General features: G+C 32.4%; 17 protein-coding genes. 13 read left to right on the top strand and 4 right to left on the bottom strand.

Annotated features, from left to right (window positions below; translation table 11 throughout):
* Window positions 1-21 precede the first annotated feature (21 nt).
* Both GM3709_RS04725 and GM3709_RS04720 read left to right on the top strand, forming a co-directional pair.
* Window positions 22-3,489: an antibiotic biosynthesis monooxygenase gene (locus tag GM3709_RS04725; RefSeq protein ID WP_066116759.1), complete on the top strand. Its 3,468-nt coding sequence runs from the start codon at window positions 22-24 to the stop codon at window positions 3,487-3,489.
* Between the two features lie 187 nt (window positions 3,490-3,676).
* Window positions 3,677-4,009, top strand: a complete 333-nt coding sequence (locus GM3709_RS04720; RefSeq protein ID WP_231937615.1) for a putative quinol monooxygenase — start codon at window positions 3,677-3,679, stop codon at window positions 4,007-4,009.
* 10 nt (window positions 4,010-4,019) lie between these two features.
* On the opposite strand, the gene recQ is transcribed toward GM3709_RS04720, so the two are convergent.
* Window positions 4,020-6,134, bottom strand: coding sequence for a DNA helicase RecQ (gene recQ, locus GM3709_RS04715; RefSeq protein WP_066116758.1), 2,115 nt, complete (start codon window positions 6,132-6,134; stop codon window positions 4,020-4,022).
* 347 nt (window positions 6,135-6,481) lie between these two features.
* Here recQ and GM3709_RS04710 point away from each other — a divergent pair, with 347 nt between their 5' ends.
* Window positions 6,482-8,158: a glycosyltransferase family 4 protein gene (locus tag GM3709_RS04710; protein ID WP_066116755.1), complete on the top strand. Its 1,677-nt coding sequence runs from the start codon at window positions 6,482-6,484 to the stop codon at window positions 8,156-8,158.
* 131 nt (window positions 8,159-8,289) lie between these two features.
* On the opposite strand, the gene GM3709_RS04705 is transcribed toward GM3709_RS04710, so the two are convergent.
* On the bottom strand, window positions 8,290-8,529 hold the full coding sequence (locus GM3709_RS04705; RefSeq protein WP_066116753.1) for a hypothetical protein: 240 nt from the start codon (window positions 8,527-8,529) through the stop codon (window positions 8,290-8,292).
* Window positions 8,530-9,028: 499 nt separating this feature from the next.
* Here GM3709_RS04705 and GM3709_RS04700 point away from each other — a divergent pair, with 499 nt between their 5' ends.
* Window positions 9,029-10,660 carry an MFS transporter gene (locus tag GM3709_RS04700; protein ID WP_066116751.1) on the top strand — a complete coding sequence of 544 codons (1,632 nt, stop codon included), beginning with the start codon at window positions 9,029-9,031 and terminating at the stop codon, window positions 10,658-10,660.
* A 67-nt stretch (window positions 10,661-10,727) separates the two neighbouring features.
* Here GM3709_RS04700 and GM3709_RS04695 read toward each other — a convergent pair whose 3' ends face one another.
* Window positions 10,728-11,279 (bottom strand): thioredoxin family protein, encoded by a 552-nt coding sequence (locus tag GM3709_RS04695; RefSeq protein ID WP_066121737.1) that lies wholly within the window; start codon window positions 11,277-11,279, stop codon window positions 10,728-10,730.
* A gap of 131 nt (window positions 11,280-11,410) precedes the next feature.
* Between GM3709_RS04695 and GM3709_RS04690 the strand changes: the two genes are divergently transcribed.
* From GM3709_RS04690 to GM3709_RS04680, 3 genes are all read left to right on the top strand, one after another.
* Window positions 11,411-11,815 (top strand): NIL domain-containing protein, encoded by a 405-nt coding sequence (locus GM3709_RS04690; RefSeq protein ID WP_066116749.1) that lies wholly within the window; start codon window positions 11,411-11,413, stop codon window positions 11,813-11,815.
* Window positions 11,816-11,953: 138 nt separating this feature from the next.
* Window positions 11,954-13,147, top strand: a complete 1,194-nt coding sequence (locus GM3709_RS04685; RefSeq protein WP_066116747.1) for a Coenzyme F420 hydrogenase/dehydrogenase, beta subunit C-terminal domain — start codon at window positions 11,954-11,956, stop codon at window positions 13,145-13,147.
* A gap of 273 nt (window positions 13,148-13,420) precedes the next feature.
* The gene (locus GM3709_RS04680; protein WP_066116745.1) at window positions 13,421-13,891 is read left to right on the top strand and encodes an SH3 domain-containing protein; all 471 of its coding nucleotides are present in this window, start codon (window positions 13,421-13,423) and stop codon (window positions 13,889-13,891) included.
* Here the strand turns inward: GM3709_RS04680 and folK are convergent.
* Complete coding sequence (folK, locus tag GM3709_RS04675; RefSeq protein ID WP_066116743.1) at window positions 13,888-14,388, bottom strand: 2-amino-4-hydroxy-6-hydroxymethyldihydropteridine diphosphokinase; 501 nt, start codon at window positions 14,386-14,388, stop codon at window positions 13,888-13,890. The two genes, GM3709_RS04680 and folK, sit on opposite strands and share 4 nt — an antisense overlap.
* Before the next feature lie 50 nt (window positions 14,389-14,438).
* Between folK and GM3709_RS04670 the strand changes: the two genes are divergently transcribed.
* The 6 genes from GM3709_RS04670 to GM3709_RS04650 all read left to right on the top strand — a co-directional run bounded on the left by GM3709_RS04670 (window position 14,439) and on the right by GM3709_RS04650 (window position 18,798).
* Window positions 14,439-15,185: a HEAT repeat domain-containing protein gene (locus GM3709_RS04670; protein WP_066116741.1), complete on the top strand. Its 747-nt coding sequence runs from the start codon at window positions 14,439-14,441 to the stop codon at window positions 15,183-15,185.
* A 57-nt stretch (window positions 15,186-15,242) separates the two neighbouring features.
* Window positions 15,243-15,869 (top strand): flavin prenyltransferase UbiX, encoded by a 627-nt coding sequence (locus tag GM3709_RS04665; RefSeq protein ID WP_066116739.1) that lies wholly within the window; start codon window positions 15,243-15,245, stop codon window positions 15,867-15,869.
* 71 nt (window positions 15,870-15,940) lie between these two features.
* Window positions 15,941-16,408, top strand: a complete 468-nt coding sequence (locus GM3709_RS04660; RefSeq protein ID WP_066116736.1) for a hypothetical protein — start codon at window positions 15,941-15,943, stop codon at window positions 16,406-16,408.
* A gap of 347 nt (window positions 16,409-16,755) precedes the next feature.
* Window positions 16,756-17,277, top strand: a complete 522-nt coding sequence (locus GM3709_RS04655; RefSeq protein ID WP_066116734.1) for a hypothetical protein — start codon at window positions 16,756-16,758, stop codon at window positions 17,275-17,277.
* Between the two features lie 87 nt (window positions 17,278-17,364).
* Entirely contained in the window at window positions 17,365-17,496 is a 132-nt protein-coding gene (locus tag GM3709_RS21630; protein ID WP_255359685.1) for a hypothetical protein, read from the top strand.
* A gap of 36 nt (window positions 17,497-17,532) precedes the next feature.
* Window positions 17,533-18,798: an IS701 family transposase gene (locus tag GM3709_RS04650; RefSeq protein WP_066116704.1), complete on the top strand. Its 1,266-nt coding sequence runs from the start codon at window positions 17,533-17,535 to the stop codon at window positions 18,796-18,798.
* Window positions 18,799-18,968 lie beyond the last annotated feature (170 nt).

Here is an 18,968-nt window from a genome sequence, read left to right as displayed (position 1 = left end):
ATTACTATACATAAATAAGCTATGTCAGGAAATCACGATCACGGCAGTCACGATCATAGTACTGAGGTTAATAGTACTAATGGGCAATCAGCAATAACGACCCCTCCAGAATCATTTATCATTCCTTCTTTTACTGATTTCGATCGATATAATCCTAATGCTTCTTACAATAAAGCGCCGACCTTTGAATTTCCCCTCAATGTAGGTTTACCCCTAACTCGTAACTTTGATTTTGAGGATTTTGTTAAAACAATTTCGGGAAATGATCCACTTAATTTACCGGACAAGAGCGATTTACCCTTTTATCCCGGTATTCCAGCTTTAAAATCACCTAACTCTTATCAATGGGATTCATTTCCTGCCGGGGAAGCTCAACAATTTCTCACCGTTAGTGTGGATATTGATAAAATTAACGTGGAAAATACTCCATTAACGGGAGATGGAGATTTACCTGTAGAACTTGAAGCTATTAGTACATCAGAGTTAACTCGTCCGTTTACGATCAGTACCACCGTTACACCCTTTAACGCAGGGCCGATTCCTCATATTCATTGGGCAGAAGATGAATGGTTTATCGTATTACAAGGAGAAGTTGACTCTTGGGTAATGTCTCCGACGGAAGAGGCTTACGATTTATATGAATTTCCAGCAGATGAAAATGGAGATCCTTCAACTCCCCCTGAATATAATGGTCCTCCAGCTTTAGCTAAAGATCAAATTCAAGAATTTTATTTTGCTCATTTAACTGCAGGTCAAGCGGTTTTTTTACCAAGAGGTTACGGTCATGCTTATCGTAATGCCAGTCCAACAGGTGAGCCATTAGTTTTTTTAACAATCTGGTCGAGAGATATTGAAAATGGCTATCCTGAAGGGGGAATTGAAGAGTTTTTCACCTTACCTGAACCCAGAATTGGTCGATTTTATGATACTTCTGAGGATGCAGCCCAATATGGCAGTTTATATAATAAAACCATTGGTTCAGAAGACGCTACGAGCAATCAACAACGTTTTGTTGACTATAAGAATACGTTTCCTGATTATTATGTAGCCATGAGTGGTAATTATGGAGATTTTCTTGAATCTGGTGGAAATTGGAATCCTCCTCTATACAAAGATTATGAAGCATTCCCTCTTACTCCACCAGACTACTGGAATTCTGATTTAGAAAATCCTTGGGAGACTGATCAGAGTGATCCAGATGCAGATTTATATTTTCCTGCCCCTTCTCCTAATGCACCCTCTGATAGTGCCAATTTTTCAACTCCCTTTGATCCTCAAATAATTAACCGTATCTATATAACTTTAGATAATAATTCTAACGCAGAACAATTACAAGAATTATTAGCAGAATATACATCAGCAACTGAAGCGGTTACAGGCAACTTTTACAGTGAACCCTATCAAGATCCAAATAACCCTCTTAGTTACTTCATCGTTGAGTATTGGAATGAATATTCTGATGTTGATAACTTTGAGAAGTCACAAATTTATTTGGATTTCATTGCAGAAGTTGATGCGATCGGTACTACTTCTACAACCTTAGATACTATTAACCCTATTAAAGATTCTTCAGGAGATGTCACTGATATTACTCTGGTGGGAAGATTTCAGGCTAAACCTGATACCAGAGAAGAAATGATCAGCATTTTAACTACTCTACAAGAAAAGACTTTACAAGAAGAAGGGGCGCTGATCTTTGAATTTTATGAAAATTCCTTAGTACCTAACGAGTGGGTTTTATTTCAAAAATATGCTGATGGGCCATCCACCACTTTTCACTTTTCCCAAAGTTACTTTAAAGAATTTGATTCTGAATTTGGTTTGTTATTAGTAGGAAATGGTGTTGCTGATGGTAGTGCTATTTTTTATGTTACTGATGAACCTGCATCGAGTTTTTACGACTTTCAAAAAGCAGGTTTAAACATTTTAACGGAGTTATTTCAAAGTTCTCCTGAGTTAACCGTTAGTTTAGAAACTAATGAATCTGGCATTCTCAATGTTGTTAATGATGCCGGCACTTCGGGTATCGGTATTGTTTTAAGTTTTAGTACAGATTTTCTTACTGATGAACCGATCGAATATGGTCTTTTTATCGTAGATGATGAAAATGGATCTATTGATGGCGTTAATCCTGATGATGACAAATACTTAGATAAAGTCAGAGAAAGAAGTTCAATTTTATTAAACACCATCGATTTAGAAGACTTAGAAGGATACAGAGAGGTTTTTGTGGAAACTTCTCAATATTATGGATTTTATCAAGTCACTGATGGTAGTATATGGGATCAATCCCCTGAAATAGAATTTTCGATCGGCAACGAGAATTTCTTTCGATCGACAAACAGCAATCAAATAGAATTTTCTTTTAACGAAGGTTTAGATTTATCAGCCCAATTAAATGGCCCGGTTAAAGGTTTAAATGCTCAGATTGGAGAACTTCAAACTCAGGGAATTAATATCTTAGATACTTCTACTCTTGTCAATAAAAATTTAACAGCAGAATCTCATTTATCAATCAATGGAGATAACGAACCAACTAAAATAGGTTTTTATGCTGTTGTAGATGCTGAGGGTTCAATTGTCGATCCTGATACTGGGGCAATTATCGAAGTAGGAGATCCTCGTTATACCGAGATTGTGATGAGTGAGAATTTTCCCAAAATTTATTTAGATTCTCCTTCAGACTCTGATCATGTTCATGATGATTCAGATCACACCCATGATGATTCCGATCATACTCATGACGATGACGATACGGATCACACTCATGACGGTACTGAAAACCATGTTCATGGAGAATCTGAATTTACAGGGGGAGAATTTTATGCACCTTTTGTTACTTTTACTGATTCTCAAGAACAACCATTAACTTATTTTGCCTATGATGAAGCCAATCCAAATGATTCTAAACATTTCATTTCTTTAGGGGAAAATAATTTTGGTATCGAAGACAATTTACAAGATGGAGACTTCAATGATCTCGTCTTAGAATTAGAGTTTGAGTTTACAGATCCTCCCTTCACTGTTACCCACCATCCTGGGGGAGAAGATGATGAATTGTTAAACACACCGATTTATCGTTTTCGCACTGGAGATGCGACTTATGTTTATGTAGGAGAACAAGAACGTCAAAGTATCTTACAAAATTATCCTACTTTTGTGGATGAAGGAGAAGCCTTTAAAGTTGCTACTCAAACTAACGATGATTTAATTTCTATTTATCGTTTTCGTAATGAGGATCTCCCCGGTGCGTATATTTATGTAGGAGAAGAAGAACGTCAAAGTATCTTGGAAGATTATCCGAATTTTGTGGATGAAGGTTTAGCATTCTATACTTATGGTGCAGACGCTGATAAAGCTAATGATATTTTCCGTTTTCAAACAATTCCGGGTAGTTATATGTTTGTCGGAGATGAAGAACGTCAAAGCATTACTCAAAGTAATTATGGCTTTACCGATCAAGGAATTGCTTTTGAGGCGTTGAATTAAACTCAGATCGTAATCAGTACAAGAGTATTGATAAGATAAAATGAAAAAAACCAATAGGTTTGAGGTTGTATTTAATAGTTTTTATTTAAAATACAATTCTCTCAACCTTTATGGAATTCCCATCATTCAAAATGATTAATTAAATTCGATCGATTTTCAATTAACAATTAATTCGTGACCATATTTTATGAAAAGTTTAATTGATATGAGTGATTTATTTATAGTATTAGCAGGTAGATACAAAATAAAACCAGAAAAAAGAGACCGTTTTCTGGAATTAGCAATAATTGGTCTTGAACCAACTCGTCAAGAAGCGGGTAATATTAGTTATGCTTTCTATGAAGAAGTAGGTGTACCAAACTCCTTTATTTATTTTGAGGAATGGCAAAGTAGAGAAGCCTTAATGGCACATTTACAACAACCTTATATTACACCTTTGTTAGAAGAATTTGGTGATTTGGTAGAGGGTAGTGCTGATGTCAAAATTTATGATATAAAAAGTTATACAGAAGGTTTATAAGTCAGAAATTTTAACTTCTTTTATGCCATGCTTTCACTAATTTGATCTCATCATAACTATAGTTATCTCCTAATTTTTCCCTAATAATTTTTGGGGATTGATCGCCAATTTTTTTGAGAAGATTGATGATAGTTTCTCTCTTTTTTGGTAAGACAAATTTGTCTATATCGATCGGTTGATTAAGCTCCATTAATTCACTGAGATGAGTTATAATAGTAGTAACAGTTAATCCTCTTTTTTGGGCTATTTCGGTGATAGTTAAACCTTGTTGATATAACTGTAAAGTCTTAATTTGAGTGTGATTTGGTAATGCTACTGGTAAAGTTTTCTCACTTAAAAAATAAATAATTTCTTCATAAAAATAATATCCATATTTATTAAGTTTATACTCTGTTACTCCTGATAATTTTCCTAAACTTTTTAGAGTTTGTGGTTGCATTTGTGCCATGATTTTTAACGTAGAATCACCGAAAATAACATAGGGTGCGACATTTTCTTGATCTGCTAATTTTTTTCTAACTTTTTTAAGTCTTTGAAGTAAGATTTCTATTTCTAAAGCCTTCGGATTATATTCTTCTATAATTTTGGTTTGAGTAGGATTTGCTACGGCAATTTTTACCTGTCTTTTTAATCTTAATATTTCCCAACTTTCTTTATTTAATTTTAAAATTTTATAACTATCATTTGTTTGATTTAGTAAACCTTGATAAATAAGAGATTTTCCTAAATATTCCCATTCTTTAGCGGTTTTATCTTTACCTATACCATAAGTAGATAATAAATGATGTCCATATTTATAAATTTTATCGCTTTTTGATTCTCTTAAAATATCAATAATATGTTTAATACCAAATTTTTCTTGAACACGCGCTACACAGGATAAAAACTTTTGTGCTTCGATCGTCCAATCTTCCACTGCTTTAGGATTTAAACAGTTATCACAACCATCACAATCACCCCTAAATCTTTCACCAAAATAACTTAATTGTACAATGCGCCGACAATAATTTGTTTCTGCATATTCGAGTACTTTTTCTAACTGTTGATAAGCTATTTTTTGTTCTTGAATATTCTCTTTTTGTTTGATGAAATAATGAATTTTATATTCATCATTAGGATTATACAATAAGATACATTTAGCGTGATCACCGTCTCTACCTGCTCGTCCTGACTCTTGATAGTAACTTTCTATATTTCTAGGTAAATCATAATGAATAACAAAACGCACATCCGGCTTATTAATTCCCATGCCAAAGGCAAGGGTTGCCACCATAACTCTCACGTCATCCCGAATAAAACTGTTTTGATATTTCGATCGAAGTTCATCGGATAATCCGCCATGATAGGGTAAAGCAGAGATACCATCTTGAGAGAGACGAGAAGCTAAATCCTCAGTTGTTTTACGAGCGAAACAATAAACTATACCAGAACCATCTAAACGACGAATGAGGTTAAAAATTTGTTGATAGGTGCGTTTTTGGCGAGGTTGTACCTCATAATAAAGATTTGTACGGTTAAAACTAAAACGATGAATACCGGGATTTTTAAGATTAAGTTGACTAATAATATCTTTTTGTACTCGGGTGGTTGCCGTTGCCGTTAAAGCCATGAGAGGGATAGAAGGAAAACGAAACCGCAGTTGTCGTAATTGACGATATTCTTGACGAAAATCATGACCCCATTCTGAAATACAATGAGCTTCATCAATGGCAAAGAAAGAAATCGTAACAGTAGAGATGAGTGTGTGTAAAAATTCTTGAAATCTTTCACTAACCAATCTTTCCGGGGCAAGGTATAGTAACTTAACCTTTCCATTTAAAATATCTTCTTCTCGACGACGAAGTTCTTTAAAATCGAGGGTACTATTAAGAAAAGTGGCATTAATTCCATTATCTTGTAAAGCAGTAACTTGATCCTGCATCAAAGAAATAAGGGGAGAAACGATGATGGCAACTCCTTTTTTTAATAACGCTGGAAGTTGAAAACAAAGAGATTTACCACCGCCTGTGGGCATTATAATTAATAAATCTCGATCGAGTAGTGCTTGATTGATAATTTCTTCTTGTCCATCTCGAAAACTATCATAACCAAAATATTGCTTTAATGATTGTTGTAAAGAAGCCATTAGCAATGAGTAATTAACAATTAGCTTTTAGTTATCAATTCGACCGTCTCAATTCTAATTAGAAGTTACATTATTATAACAGGTAACAGGTAACAGCTAACAGCTAATCCCTATTGAAAGTTTAGATCAAAATATTAATAATAAGTACTTAAAGACAATTAATTTAAGATTTGATAAAGGTTAACAACAAAAATTAACTTTTTTTTGGTAGTAGGTTTAGTTAGTGATAGCATAACTCAAACGTTAGTAAACTTTTTTGGTTTTTGATACCTTAACCTAAAGGACAATAATGGAATTATTTAAATTATAACACATTAGTATATATATAAATATTTTTTTGGTTACTTATGATACAAAAACAACAAGGTAGTGCAATTTATTATAGTCCTGATGGTTACAACACTCAAGGAAAAAGATTATTAGGGAGACAATCCGCAGGAGAAGGTTTTTTAAAAGCCTATATTGAATCCCATCAAGGAGATACTCTTTATTGTTATGGGGATAGTGATAATGATTTTCGTCATTTTCAACAATTAGTTATTCCTTGGTTAAAAAAATCTTTCAATTTTCAGTTAATCACCAAAACTCAATCTTACCAATTAGCGGAAGTAGGTAATCTTTATCTTCCCGGGCCTAGTTTAGCAGATTTTGCATGGCAAAGAAGATTCTATGATCAACGAGGTTATAGTATATGTGGAATTACTCATACGATCGCATCAAAAGAAGCTATTGGTAGTATTGGAAATTTATTAATGGCACCGATACAACCTTGGGATGCCTTAATTTGTACATCTAATGCCGTTAAGGTAGCGGTGGAAAAAATTCTTTATGACTGGGGAGAATATTTAGGACAAAGATTCAATAGTAAAATTAATTTGGATTTACAATTACCCATTATTCCTTTAGGAGTTGATGCAGAGAAATTTCAATTTAATTCTGAATTTAGAAATACTATTCGAGAAAGATTAAATATAGCAGAAGAAGATATAGTTGTTTTATTTGTTGGTCGCTTAATATTTTATGCTAAAGCGCATCCTGTACCAATGTATTTAGCTTTAGAAAAAGCCGTTAAACAAATAAGTCATAAAGGTAAAATTGTCTTAATTCAATGCGGTTGGTTTGAAGATGAAAGAGAGGAGGCTTCTTTTATCGAAAGTGCAAAAGAATTTGCTCCTTCTATTAGCTATATATTTTTAAATGGAAAAAATCCAGAAATTCGGCAAAAAATTTGGTCTGCTGGAGATATATTTATTTCCTTAGCTGATAACATTCAAGAAACTTTTGGATTAACTCCTATTGAAGCAATGGCGGCAGGTTTACCTGTAATTGTATCTGATTGGAATGGTTATCAAGAATCTATTCGTCACGAGATAGATGGATTTCGGATTTCGACAATGATTCCTAGTGAAAATAATGCTTTAGATTTAGCTCACAATTATCATATTGATCAGATAAATTATAGTACCTATATTGCTCATGCTTGTTTTGCAACAATGATTGATATTGATGAATGCACCACTGCTTTAGTCAAATTAATAGATAATCCTGATATGAGAAAAAAAATGGGAGAAAATGGAAAGCAAAGAGTTCAAGATATTTATGATTGGCAAAATGTGATCAAATCTTATCATCAATTATGGAAAGAATTAGAAGAAATTAGAAATATAAAAGAGATGTCTGTACCTATAAAAAATGGGAATCCACCTTATCCATTATGTGATGATCCTTTTAACTTATTTAATCATTATAGTACTGCACATCTTTCTCCTGAAATAAACTTGAAATTAAGCTCGATCGTAGATGATAATTTTTTAAAGAAAATACGCACTATGTGGACAACAAATTTTGGGAATAATTATCGCTTATCAAATCAAATTATTGATCGAATAATTAATGATTTAAAAACGCATAAAATTTTAAATGTAGCTTATTTTATAGCCGTTTATGGACAAGAAAATAGTAACATATTAATTAGAACTTTAATGTATTTACTGAAATTTAATATTTTAATAATTGATAGTTAATAACTAAAAGTATTTAGGTGTATAACAATTTTAAAACCATAATATAATCAAAAAATGTGCTTAATAAAACAGATGTTTTTAATTCTTGTGACTCTCAAAAATTGAAAGTTTTTAATTCTAAATTTAACACTTTAACTTTCTTCTACGGAGAGTTTTCGATCGCAATTCCAAGCCCACCACACTTGGTCACACTCACACATATAAAATTCCTGCCATTTTTTAGTGTAATCTTCCATAGTGACAGGAGAAAGACGATTAAGCCAGACTTTTTTTGCTTGACGGGAATCAGCATGACAACAAGGACAATGAAATGATAACGCATGGGTAGCAGTTTTTGTCCATTCAGGGGCAACACGAGCAAATGCTTCCATAATAATAGTTGATAGTTAATTCAATATACGGACAAAGGTTATAATTTGATGTTACTGCAAAATTGTTGTCTGTGGATGAGGGAAAAAAGGTAAGTATATTTTCCTTACCACGAAGATAATTTGATATTATCTGAGTTCGATAAAATAATTCTTGAGGTTAATAAGTTGCAGGTGGCTGGTTAACAATTTCTTTATTTAGATCAATGAATTAATTACTTAATTTAATTTTGATAAAATCAATTTGAATAACTTTTTCACTAATTCTTTACCTGATACCTAACACCTGATACCTGACACCTTATCTTAACTGATAATTTTATGTCGAATTGAGGTGATATTAATGAAGGTGAGACGAAGATACTGGGAAGATTTTATTTTTCCAAGAGTTACGCTATAACATTATATTACTTCATCCATATAAAAAAAGTCCCTCAGAAAGGGTTACTAACTTTTGAATCGTCTTTTGATAATCAGATTTTATTTATAAACTGAAATTCTTATGTCACTAAATCAATCTTCCGAGAAACTTAATTTAACTACCAAATTAGCTTTTGGTGCAGGGGATATAGGGCCTGCTTTCACTGCTAATATTTTAGTATTCTTTCTTCTGCCTTTTTTTACCAATGTAGCAGGTTTAAGTCCAGCTATAGCAGGAAGTATTTTATTTGTAGGGAAAATTGCTGATGCGATTAATGATCCCATTATAGGAGTTTTTAGCGATCGAACCCAAACAAAATGGGGCAGACGTATTCCTTGGATGATATTTGCGGCGATACCCTTTGGAGGGACATTTTTTTTACAGTGGATTATTCCTAAATTTAGTGAGGATATTTCTTTCAATAACACCCTTTTATTTATTTATTACATGGTAATAGGTATTGTCTTTAATATCTTTTATACGGCGGTAAATTTGCCTTATCAAGCCTTAACACCAGAGCTAACTCAAGATTATAATGAGCGTACTAATTTAAACAGTTTTCGTTTTACTTTTTCCATCGGTGCAAGTATTGTCTCCTTAATTTTAGCTGGAGCAGTTTTTCAAATTTATCAAGGAAATAATCAAGAAAAATATTTAATTTTAGGTGTAATTTCTACTCTTTTTTCTACTTTACCATTATTTTGGTGTCCTTTAATTATTAAAGAAAGAGGTTATCAACCTTTATTAAACCAAAAACAACGCAAAATTACTGCTTATATTTTTATATCGATCGCAACTATATTTATTATTTATAGTTTAGTTAATTTTCTTAATTCTAGTTCAGGAGAAGACACCTTTAACGCTATTATTGCTCTATTAGTAGGTCTATTTATTGGTATCATGGCATGGAGTTTAATAATTGCTAAAACCGAACCTCATTTATTACAACCTCCTTTAGGAAATACGAAACAAAATCACGAAAATAATTTGACTTATATTCAACAGTTAAAAATTGTTTTTCAAAATCGTCCTTTTCTCTACGTTGTTGGTATTTATTTATGTTCGTGGTTAGCAGTACAATTAACAGCATCTATCTTAATTTATTTTGTCGTCAATTGGATGGGATTACCTGATGCTCAGTTTCCCAGAGTTGCGATCGCAGTGCAAGGAACAGCATTAATAATGTTATTTGTGTGGCAAAAAATTAGTAATAAACTAGATAAAAAAATCGTTTATTTTTTCGGTTCAAGTATTTGGATTATTGCTCAAATTGGATTATTTTTAGTACAACCGGGACAAACATTTTTATTATATGCCTTAGCAATGTTAGCTGGATGCGGAGTGTCGGTTGCTTATTTAATTCCTTGGTCAATGATACCAGATGTTATTGATTTAGATGAGCTAAATACTGGAGAAAGACGAGAAGGAATTTTTTATGGATTTATGGTACTGTTACAAAAATTTGGATTAGCTTTTGGACTTTTTTTAGTAGGTATTGCTTTACAGGCATCTGGCTTTATAAAACCCATTGAAGGACAACCAATTCCTGTTCAACCAGAAAGTGCATTATGGGCAATTCGCCTAGTTGTTGCCCCCTTACCTGCCATCGTTTTATTAGCAGGAATAATACTAGCTTATTTTTATCCTATTACTAAGGAATATCATAGTCAAATTCATTTACAATTACAGCAAAAAAAAGAGTTAGTAAATTAAATTATAATTAGATGGAAAACAAAATTTCCATCAACTACTTTTTCCTCAAACTTTAAATCATCAATTATTAACTGTGATTTGTCGGATTATCATTGTTTCCTTCAATAATTTGATTTTGAGAATTCAAAGGAGAAATATTCCCTTTGTTATTAGCATAAGGCAAAGATTTATTAGCAATTAAGGCTTGTAAATTTTCCTCAAATATGCTCAAAGGTTGTTCACCGATAGTAGATGCGATCGCAACTCCTTGATTATTGAGAAAAACAAAGTGAGGAATACCATCCACTTCATAATTTAAAACCTCTGGCAACCATTTGCTATTGTCAACGTTGAGCATGACAAAATTGACATCTTTCTGATACTCTTGCTTTAAAGTAGCCAAATCTTTAGCCATCGCCTGACAACTGGTACACCAATTCGCATAAAATTCTACCAGTGACGGCTTACCGTTATTAACTGCTACTTCTAAGGATGTTGCTTGTTTTGCTTGAGATTCCAAAGATTCAGCATTAACCGTTGTTTGAGAACTTAATACTAATACAATTCCAAGAATCACAGCTATTAAGGCAATAACAATATTACGGATTCGATTGAGAGGATTAATATTATTTTCAGACATATTTTTATTAATTGATAATTGATCAAGGATATAATACATTATAACATTTAGACATTCTCAGTACTCGATCGACAAGCCCTTAACCTATCAATAAAAATTTCAGATCAAGAAAAACTAAACTGGTAGATATTATGAAAAAAAGAGTCAATTTAACCTTTCCTCGTAGCGTAGTGCAAATGCCAGTCACTTATAGATTAGCGAAAGATTTTAACATCGCCGCTAACATTATCCGAGGACAAGTTGCACCAAATCAAGTAGGAAAATTAGTATTAGAATTGTCAGGAGACATAGATCAATTAGATGCCGCCATTGACTGGATGAAAGCTAATAATATTGGTGTTTCTCTTACCACAGGAGAAATTATTATTGATGAGGAAACCTGTGTACATTGTGGATTATGTACAGGAGTATGCCCTACAGAATCTTTAACTCTTAATCCCAGCAGTTATAAATTACAATTTCGTCAGCAAACCTGTATTGTGTGTGAACAATGTATTCCTACTTGTCCTGTACAAGCTATTACAACTAATCTTTAATCAAAGTTGATCAAAATTCTTTAAAATCAACTCAAATTTGAGAACAGAGTTTAATCGATACGTTGATCAGGTAAAATCTTGAAATATAACAAAAGATAATTATTTGTTGCCCTCAAGGGAATTATAAAACCTTATAATATGACTGCAATTACATCTCATCAAAAAGCCAAAGCCTTAAAACCCGGTAGTCGTCGCCCTGCAAAAGATTTATGTAGTGAGTGCGGACTGTGCGATACTTATTATATTCATTATGTTAAAGAAGCCTGTGCCTTTATCAATCAGCAAATTGCTGAGTTAGAATCTAATGCTCATGGACGTAGTCGAGATTTAGATAATGAGTATGACATTTACTTTGGTGTACATCAGGAGATGATGTCAGCAAAGAAAAAACAACCCATCGAAGGAGCTCAATGGACTGGTATAGTCAGTACGATCGCTTGTGAAATGTTAACTCAAGGGCTTGTAGAAGGGGTTGTGTGCGTTCAAAGTGACGAAAACGATCGATTTCAACCTAAACCCATTATTGCTACCACCACAGAAGAAATTTTAGGAGCTAGAGTCAATAAACCTACCTTATCCCCCAACTTATCTATTTTAGAACAAGTAGAACGATCGGGAATGAAACGATTATTAGTCATAGGAGTAGGGTGTCAAATTCAAGCCTTACGAGCAGTAGAGAAAAAATTAGGACTAGAAAAACTCTATGTTTTAGGTACTCCTTGTGTTGATAATGTAACTCGTGCAGGGCTACAAAAATTTTTAGACACCACCAGCAAATCTCCTGATACTGTTGTGGCTTACGAATTTATGCAAGATTTTCGAGTACATTTTAAACATGAAGACGGTAGTGTGGAAAAAGTACCCTTCTTTGGTTTAAAAACCAATAAACTCAAAGATGTTTTTGCTCCATCCTGTATGACTTGTTTTGACTATGTCAACTCCTTAGCTGATTTAGTTGTCGGTTATATGGGAGCGCCTTTCGGTTGGCAGTGGATTGTGGTGCGCAACGAAACTGGTAAAGAAATGTTAGACTTAGTTGAAGATCAACTTAACACTCAACCTGTAATGTCAAAAGGCGATCGAAAACAAGCCGTACAAAACAGTATCCCTGCCTATGATAAAGGAGTCACATTACCCATGTGGGCGGCACAATTAATGGGGGTAGTTATCGAAAAAATTGGCCCTCAAGGGTTAGAATATGCCCGTTTTTCGATCGATTCTCACTTTACTCGCAATTATCTCTATGTTAAGCGTAATTACTCAGAAAAGTTAGCTGATCATGTTCCTGATTACGCCAAAAAAATTGTATCTCAGTATCAATTACCTGAATAATATTTAAAATAAAATATCAAGTTAAATAGGTTTTGACTTAGTAAAGTTTTAATTTAAACTTTTTGCTTATAGTTGAATATCACCTGAGTTCGAGAAAAAATCCTTTATGTAGATAGGTTTTAGGCTTTGGGGTTCAGGTTTTAGGTTTTAAAAATACCAAATCTCATTGAATTATTTAATTAAATAAATCTAAGTAAAATCAATATGCAATTTTGTCGAATAATTTGCTAACATTTGAAATTAAAATCTCTATGTAATTTATCTTAGTAAACTATGAGTCCATCCAGCTTATTTCAATTTATTATTGGTTTTTTCTTAGGCATTATTTTATTTGGTGCTGGAATAGCCGGAGGTGCTTATTTTTTTCTTACCAATGTAGCAGTGAATCCTTCTAAGCATTTATTTGCTGAAGAAAAATCCACCTCCGAAAAAAAAGAAACTCCAAAATCAGAGAAAATTAAACAAGAAGAATCTCCTAAGCCAGAGGAAACCAAAGCAGAAGAAACTCCATCTGAAACAGAAAAGTTACCTGATGGTGCTTATAAAGCAAAGGTTACATGGTCAACTGGTTTAAGTTTAAGATCTGATGCCAGTACGGATGCAGAGAGAGTAGGAGGAATAGACTACAATACGGAAATCATTATATTAAGTACCAGTAGTGATGGTCAATGGCAAAAAGTTCGTATTCCTAATAGTGGACAAGAAGGTTGGGTAAAATCAGGTAATGTGGAGAAAATCAATTAATGATTAATGGTGGATTCTGAAACTTTTTTTAAAGATAGCTCTAATAATTGACAGACGGTTAATTGGGTAATAGGATCAATCCAGTTTGAGGCGATTTCAGTTAAGGGCATCAACACAAAAACCCTGTCTCTCATTCTTGGATGAGGTATTTCTAAATTGGGACTATTTATGACTAAATTATCATAGAGAATAATATCTAAATCTAAAGTCCTAGCACCCCATCTTTCCTTTCTTTCCCTTCCAAATTCCTGCTCTATTTCTAATAAATAACTTAATAACTCTTGTGGTAAATAAGTGGTTTGAATACTTATACAACCGTTTAAATAATCTGGTTGGGGTGGCCCTATGGGTTTCGTTTTATGCCATGTAGAACGAGAAATAACCTCAATTTCTGTGGTGTTTGCTAATTTATTGACAGCATTATTAAGAATAGTTAAACTATCCCCTAAATTACTTCCTAATGCGATCGCACAAGAGAATTTTTTGATGTTGGTCATTGGTCATTTTTCATTCCTAATTGTCCATTGTTCATGTATCATTATTTTATATGAATGATCCAAGTTTAAGTCAAACCGCTATAGATTTTGATTCTTCCCTTGATCCTTTAGATATGATTGAGGAGGAAACAACCCCCACTCCTGATCCCGAAGTAATGTTACAGTTACTTAAAAGTGACAATAAACAGGAGTTAATTCAAGCTGTCCGTGCATTTTGTGAAATTAGTGATCCTAGAGCTATCCCTATTTTAATTCAACAATTGAGTAATAGTTGCCCTTTAATTCGGGTAAGTGCGGCCTATGCTTTAGGGCGTAACACTAGCTCAGAAGCTGTTGAACCTTTAATTCATACACTTCACCATGATTTTAATGGTTATGTCCGTAAAGGAGTAGTTTGGGCATTAGGTAATAGTGGCGATCGCCGTGCTTTTCAACCTCTCCTCCAAGCCTTAAAAAATGATATTAGTGCCGTTAGATTATGGGCATCAAGCAGTATTGCTAACATTGCGAAACTTCACTATGAAGATACAATTATTGCTATTCCAGTAGTTATTATTTCTTTAAGACAAGACGAAATTCCTGCTGTGCGTAGCAACTCTGCCTGGACGATCGGCAAATTATGTCGAGAACTACCTTATAACGTGGTTTATGCCACTGCCATTGATGCTTTAATTGAAGCCTTAGTGGAAGATGAAGATTTAGGCGTAAAAGAAGATGCTAAGATGGCATTATTAAAATTAGGTGATCCTCGTGGATTACAAATGATTGAAGAATTAGAATTTGAGGGCATTATTTAACAAAAAGTAAGAAGTAAGAAATAAAAAGTAGTCAATAATTGCCTTTGAAAATAAATAATGAGTAAATCAATAATTATCGGTATCAGTGGTGCATCAGGGATGATTTACGCCGTCAGGACTCTTAAATATCTCTTAGAAGCTGAATATACCGTTAATGTGGTAGCTTCAAAAGCCAGTTATATGGTTTGGCAAGAAGAAGATAATATAAAAGTACCTCAAGATCCAGAAGTACAAGAAAAATTCTGGCGATCGTATTTACAAATACCAACGAAAGGAAAATTAATTTGTCATCGTTGGGGAGATGTGGGAGCAAGTATTGCTAGTGGCTCATTTCGCACTCTTGGAATGATCGTAATACCATGCAGTATGAGTACTGTCGCAAAAATTAGTCATGGCTTAAGTACCGATTTACTAGAAAGAGCCGCAGATGTACAACTTAAAGAAGGAAAACCTTTAGTAATAGTACCGAGAGAAACCCCTTTTAGTTTAATTCATCTCAGAAATTTAACTAATTTAGCAGAAGCCGGAGCAAAAATTGTTCCCGCAATCCCCGCATGGTATCATAAACCCCAATCGATCGAAGATCTAGTAGATTTTGTCATTGCTCGTACTTTAGATCAATTAAATATAGATTGTATTCCTCTCAAAAGATGGAAAGAGCAATTAAGAATTGATAATGAATAGATTAAGAGAATAACTCTTGTTAATTATATGTTTTTCAATCAGTTTCATTTAATATTATCAATTTATCTTTTATGTCAGAAATTATTCCCGCTATTATCGGCTTAATTATTGCGGGGGGAATATTAGGTTATTTTTTACTGAAACAAAAACTACAAAGAATAATTTTTTCTTATTTATTGTTAGAACAAAAACCTAAAGGAATAATTTTTTCTTGTTTCTTTTTTCTTATTTCAGGTTTTTTATTTCAGATTATGTTTACTTCTGGATTTAATAACTTAAAAAATTTTGCATCAGAATATAAAGATGTTTTTAGCATACCTATTTTTACAATATTAGCAACAGCTACTGGTATTTTTATAGGAAATATAGGATTAAGATTCTTAGCAAATAATAAAGAAAAAAGAGAAATCTCAATTTTATTCATTAATGCGATAAACTCACAACTTCGCTCATTAGCTTTTATTAATAGTTACTTAACATCTTATAAAGAAAAAGATATAGCATTTCTCATAATTACAAGGTACAAATTTAAAATTTAAGTCCTCCAATTCTAGGGATTTAGGAGGCTAGAAATGTATCTCATTAGTTTGAGGTTTGCTATATTCAAAATTATATAGAGATATATAAAAATAGATTAATAGATGATAAATATTATCAGACTGCTTTTAATAGAATTGGAATTTATAATGAACAAGAAATAGATTTTATTTCTACATATTCAGTTGAGTTTCAGGAATATTTAAGTTATTTAGAAAAACTATTAATTGAGGTTAATCAAGATAAACCAGAACAAGAAATATTAATAGACGACGAAGAATCTATAACCATATATCACCAGCCTCATCACCGAACTTTTATTATTGTTAAAATTGTTCATGTTATAACGATGCTTTTTGGATATTTAGTTGTTTATAAATTATCGATTAAATATTTAAGTAAAAATTTTCAAGATGCTGAAAAAGAATTTATTAGAGATTATACAAATTTAGTGTATCAAGATATAACATCACTTAAATCACTTTTTGATTATGGAAAGTTTTATATTTTAAAGAAAAATTTGGGAGATGATTTATTTAATAAGTTAAAATATATTAGAAAAGTTTTTCGACAAAATAAAATATATATAGATTATGAAATAAATGAAGAACCACTTTTTATGAGCTTACTTTGGATTCAAGAACAATTAAAAATAGAAGTAGGATCTAAAATTATATTCATAGATACAATTAGTACTAATGATTATATTATGGCTTTTGATAAGAGTAAAGAAGAAGCAATAAAAAATTGTCAAGATTTACTGAAGCATTTAATTCAAAAAAGGATAGATAGTCGTATAAATATTGATTTTGAAAAAATTATGCAAAACGTTAAAATAAAATGTGATATAGTTTCACCATGGGGAGAATAAGATTTATACAGAAATTTTATTATTGACTAATCGATAATCTAATTGTTTTATAAAAATTATTACCTAACTGATTTAGAAATAATCAAAATGGAAGCGACAAAAATTAGAGAAATTCTCAATCAAAAAGGACAATTAATAACAGAAGACAACTTTAGTCTAATTCCAACAGAAGTTAAGATATTTTTAACGGTACTTAGACAAAACAATAACAACAATTAAGCTATAATTTTTACATCATATTGCTTTTAGGTCAAAATGAAAGAAATTACTTCTTCATCAATGCCCCCATGTTTCAATCGCTGGTGTGAAAAAATAGACCCAGTCTTAAAAACAAAGGCACAAAAACGAGAGTTTAGAAATTATTTGGGCGGTTTATTAGGAGATTCTCAAAGAAAAAATATAACTCAAATTGCCCATAATAATCTTGATATTACTTATCATAAATTACACCATTTCTTAACAGAGTCCACTTGGAATTATGATGAGGTAAATGATAAAAGATTAGAAATTATTGCATCCTGTCGTCAAACAAAAATTAGTCGATGTTTCTCCTTAATTATAGACGATTCAGGTCATCGTAAAAGTGGAAACTTTACTGACTGTGTGGGAAGACAATATATTGGTGAAATTGGCAAAACTGATAATGGTAATGTTATAGTCACTACTCACATTTATGATGGTGTGAGAAGTTTTCCTTTAGACGTTGAATTATATGAAAAAGCCGAAAATTTCCCTGAAGGAAAAGACGCTCCACAATTTCAGAAAAAACCAGACATTGCCTTTAATTTAATTGAAAAATGTTTAAATCGAAATTATTGTCCCCAAATAATTTTAATGGATGGTGGTTATGGAAACAATACTAATTTATTAGGCAAACTAGAAAAAAAGAATTTAAAATATATAGGAATTATTGCTAAAAATAGATTAGTAAAATTGGTAAAACAAGATTTTATCGAGTCTGAAAAAACCATAGCTGAAATAGCAAAATCATTACCCCAAGATAGTTTTGAAAAAATAAGAATAGGAAAAAATCGAGAAAAAACTCTTTGGGTAGCAACGATAAATATTGAATTATCAGCTTTGTCGGGAATAAAAACTGTAGCTATCGTCATGAATGCAGATACTTTTGAAAATTCCACAGATATTGATTATTTAATGACTAATGAAATAGGAGAAAAAGTGTGTGGAAATTGGATAGTAGAAACTTATACACAAAGAAATTGGATAGAAGTATTTTACCGTGAAATCAAGGGATGGTTAGGGTTATCACAATACCAAGTGAGAAATAAAAGAAGTTTAATGAGACATTTTATCTTGGTATTTTGTGCCTACACTTTTATTCAATGGCATCGTTTGACAGGAGGTTTAAGAAGACAATGGGGGAATAAACCGTTAAATACTTTTGCTGAGGCATTGGAAGCGTTTCGTAATGCTGTGTCTTTTCGCTTTTTTCAATGGTTAAAAGACAATGTGGAAGTATTTAGTTTATATAAAGCTAGTTTAGGGGTTATTTGGGCATAATTTTTGTCTAAGTACCGTTAATAGAACTCTCCAACAATTATCATTATACGATCGAAAATAACAATAAACTATTTTGTCCATGCCGTCTAGTTTTTACCGATTTTCTTTAGTCAAACTGAGGTTAACTCCCAATTTTGCACTTTTTCTGATCTCAATTTTTGTAGGACTGC

This window comes from Geminocystis sp. NIES-3709 (assembly GCF_001548115.1).
GTDB lineage: Bacteria > Cyanobacteriota > Cyanobacteriia > Cyanobacteriales > Cyanobacteriaceae > Geminocystis.
Note: the sequence above shows the minus strand (reverse complement) of the source record. Positions and strands in the feature narration are given on the sequence as shown.

Coding starts and splice junctions, on each gene's coding strand:
- GM3709_RS04695 (WP_066121737.1), bottom strand. CDS start 11,279: ATGTCTGAAAATAATATTAATCCTCTCAATCGAATCCGTAATATTGTT.
- GM3709_RS04700 (WP_066116751.1), top strand. CDS start 9,029: ATGTCACTAAATCAATCTTCCGAGAAACTTAATTTAACTACCAAATTA.
- GM3709_RS04685 (WP_066116747.1), top strand. CDS start 11,954: ATGACTGCAATTACATCTCATCAAAAAGCCAAAGCCTTAAAACCCGGT.
- folK (WP_066116743.1), bottom strand. CDS start 14,388: ATGACCAACATCAAAAAATTCTCTTGTGCGATCGCATTAGGAAGTAAT.
- GM3709_RS04690 (WP_066116749.1), top strand. CDS start 11,411: ATGAAAAAAAGAGTCAATTTAACCTTTCCTCGTAGCGTAGTGCAAATG.
- GM3709_RS04725 (WP_066116759.1), top strand. CDS start 22: ATGTCAGGAAATCACGATCACGGCAGTCACGATCATAGTACTGAGGTT.
- GM3709_RS04680 (WP_066116745.1), top strand. CDS start 13,421: ATGAGTCCATCCAGCTTATTTCAATTTATTATTGGTTTTTTCTTAGGC.
- GM3709_RS04655 (WP_066116734.1), top strand. CDS start 16,756: ATGCTTTTTGGATATTTAGTTGTTTATAAATTATCGATTAAATATTTA.
- GM3709_RS04720 (WP_231937615.1), top strand. CDS start 3,677: ATGAAAAGTTTAATTGATATGAGTGATTTATTTATAGTATTAGCAGGT.
- GM3709_RS21630 (WP_255359685.1), top strand. CDS start 17,365: ATGGAAGCGACAAAAATTAGAGAAATTCTCAATCAAAAAGGACAATTA.
- GM3709_RS04665 (WP_066116739.1), top strand. CDS start 15,243: ATGAGTAAATCAATAATTATCGGTATCAGTGGTGCATCAGGGATGATT.
- GM3709_RS04710 (WP_066116755.1), top strand. CDS start 6,482: ATGATACAAAAACAACAAGGTAGTGCAATTTATTATAGTCCTGATGGT.
- GM3709_RS04705 (WP_066116753.1), bottom strand. CDS start 8,529: ATGGAAGCATTTGCTCGTGTTGCCCCTGAATGGACAAAAACTGCTACC.
- GM3709_RS04660 (WP_066116736.1), top strand. CDS start 15,941: ATGTCAGAAATTATTCCCGCTATTATCGGCTTAATTATTGCGGGGGGA.
- GM3709_RS04670 (WP_066116741.1), top strand. CDS start 14,439: ATGAATGATCCAAGTTTAAGTCAAACCGCTATAGATTTTGATTCTTCC.
- GM3709_RS04650 (WP_066116704.1), top strand. CDS start 17,533: ATGAAAGAAATTACTTCTTCATCAATGCCCCCATGTTTCAATCGCTGG.
- recQ (WP_066116758.1), bottom strand. CDS start 6,134: ATGGCTTCTTTACAACAATCATTAAAGCAATATTTTGGTTATGATAGT.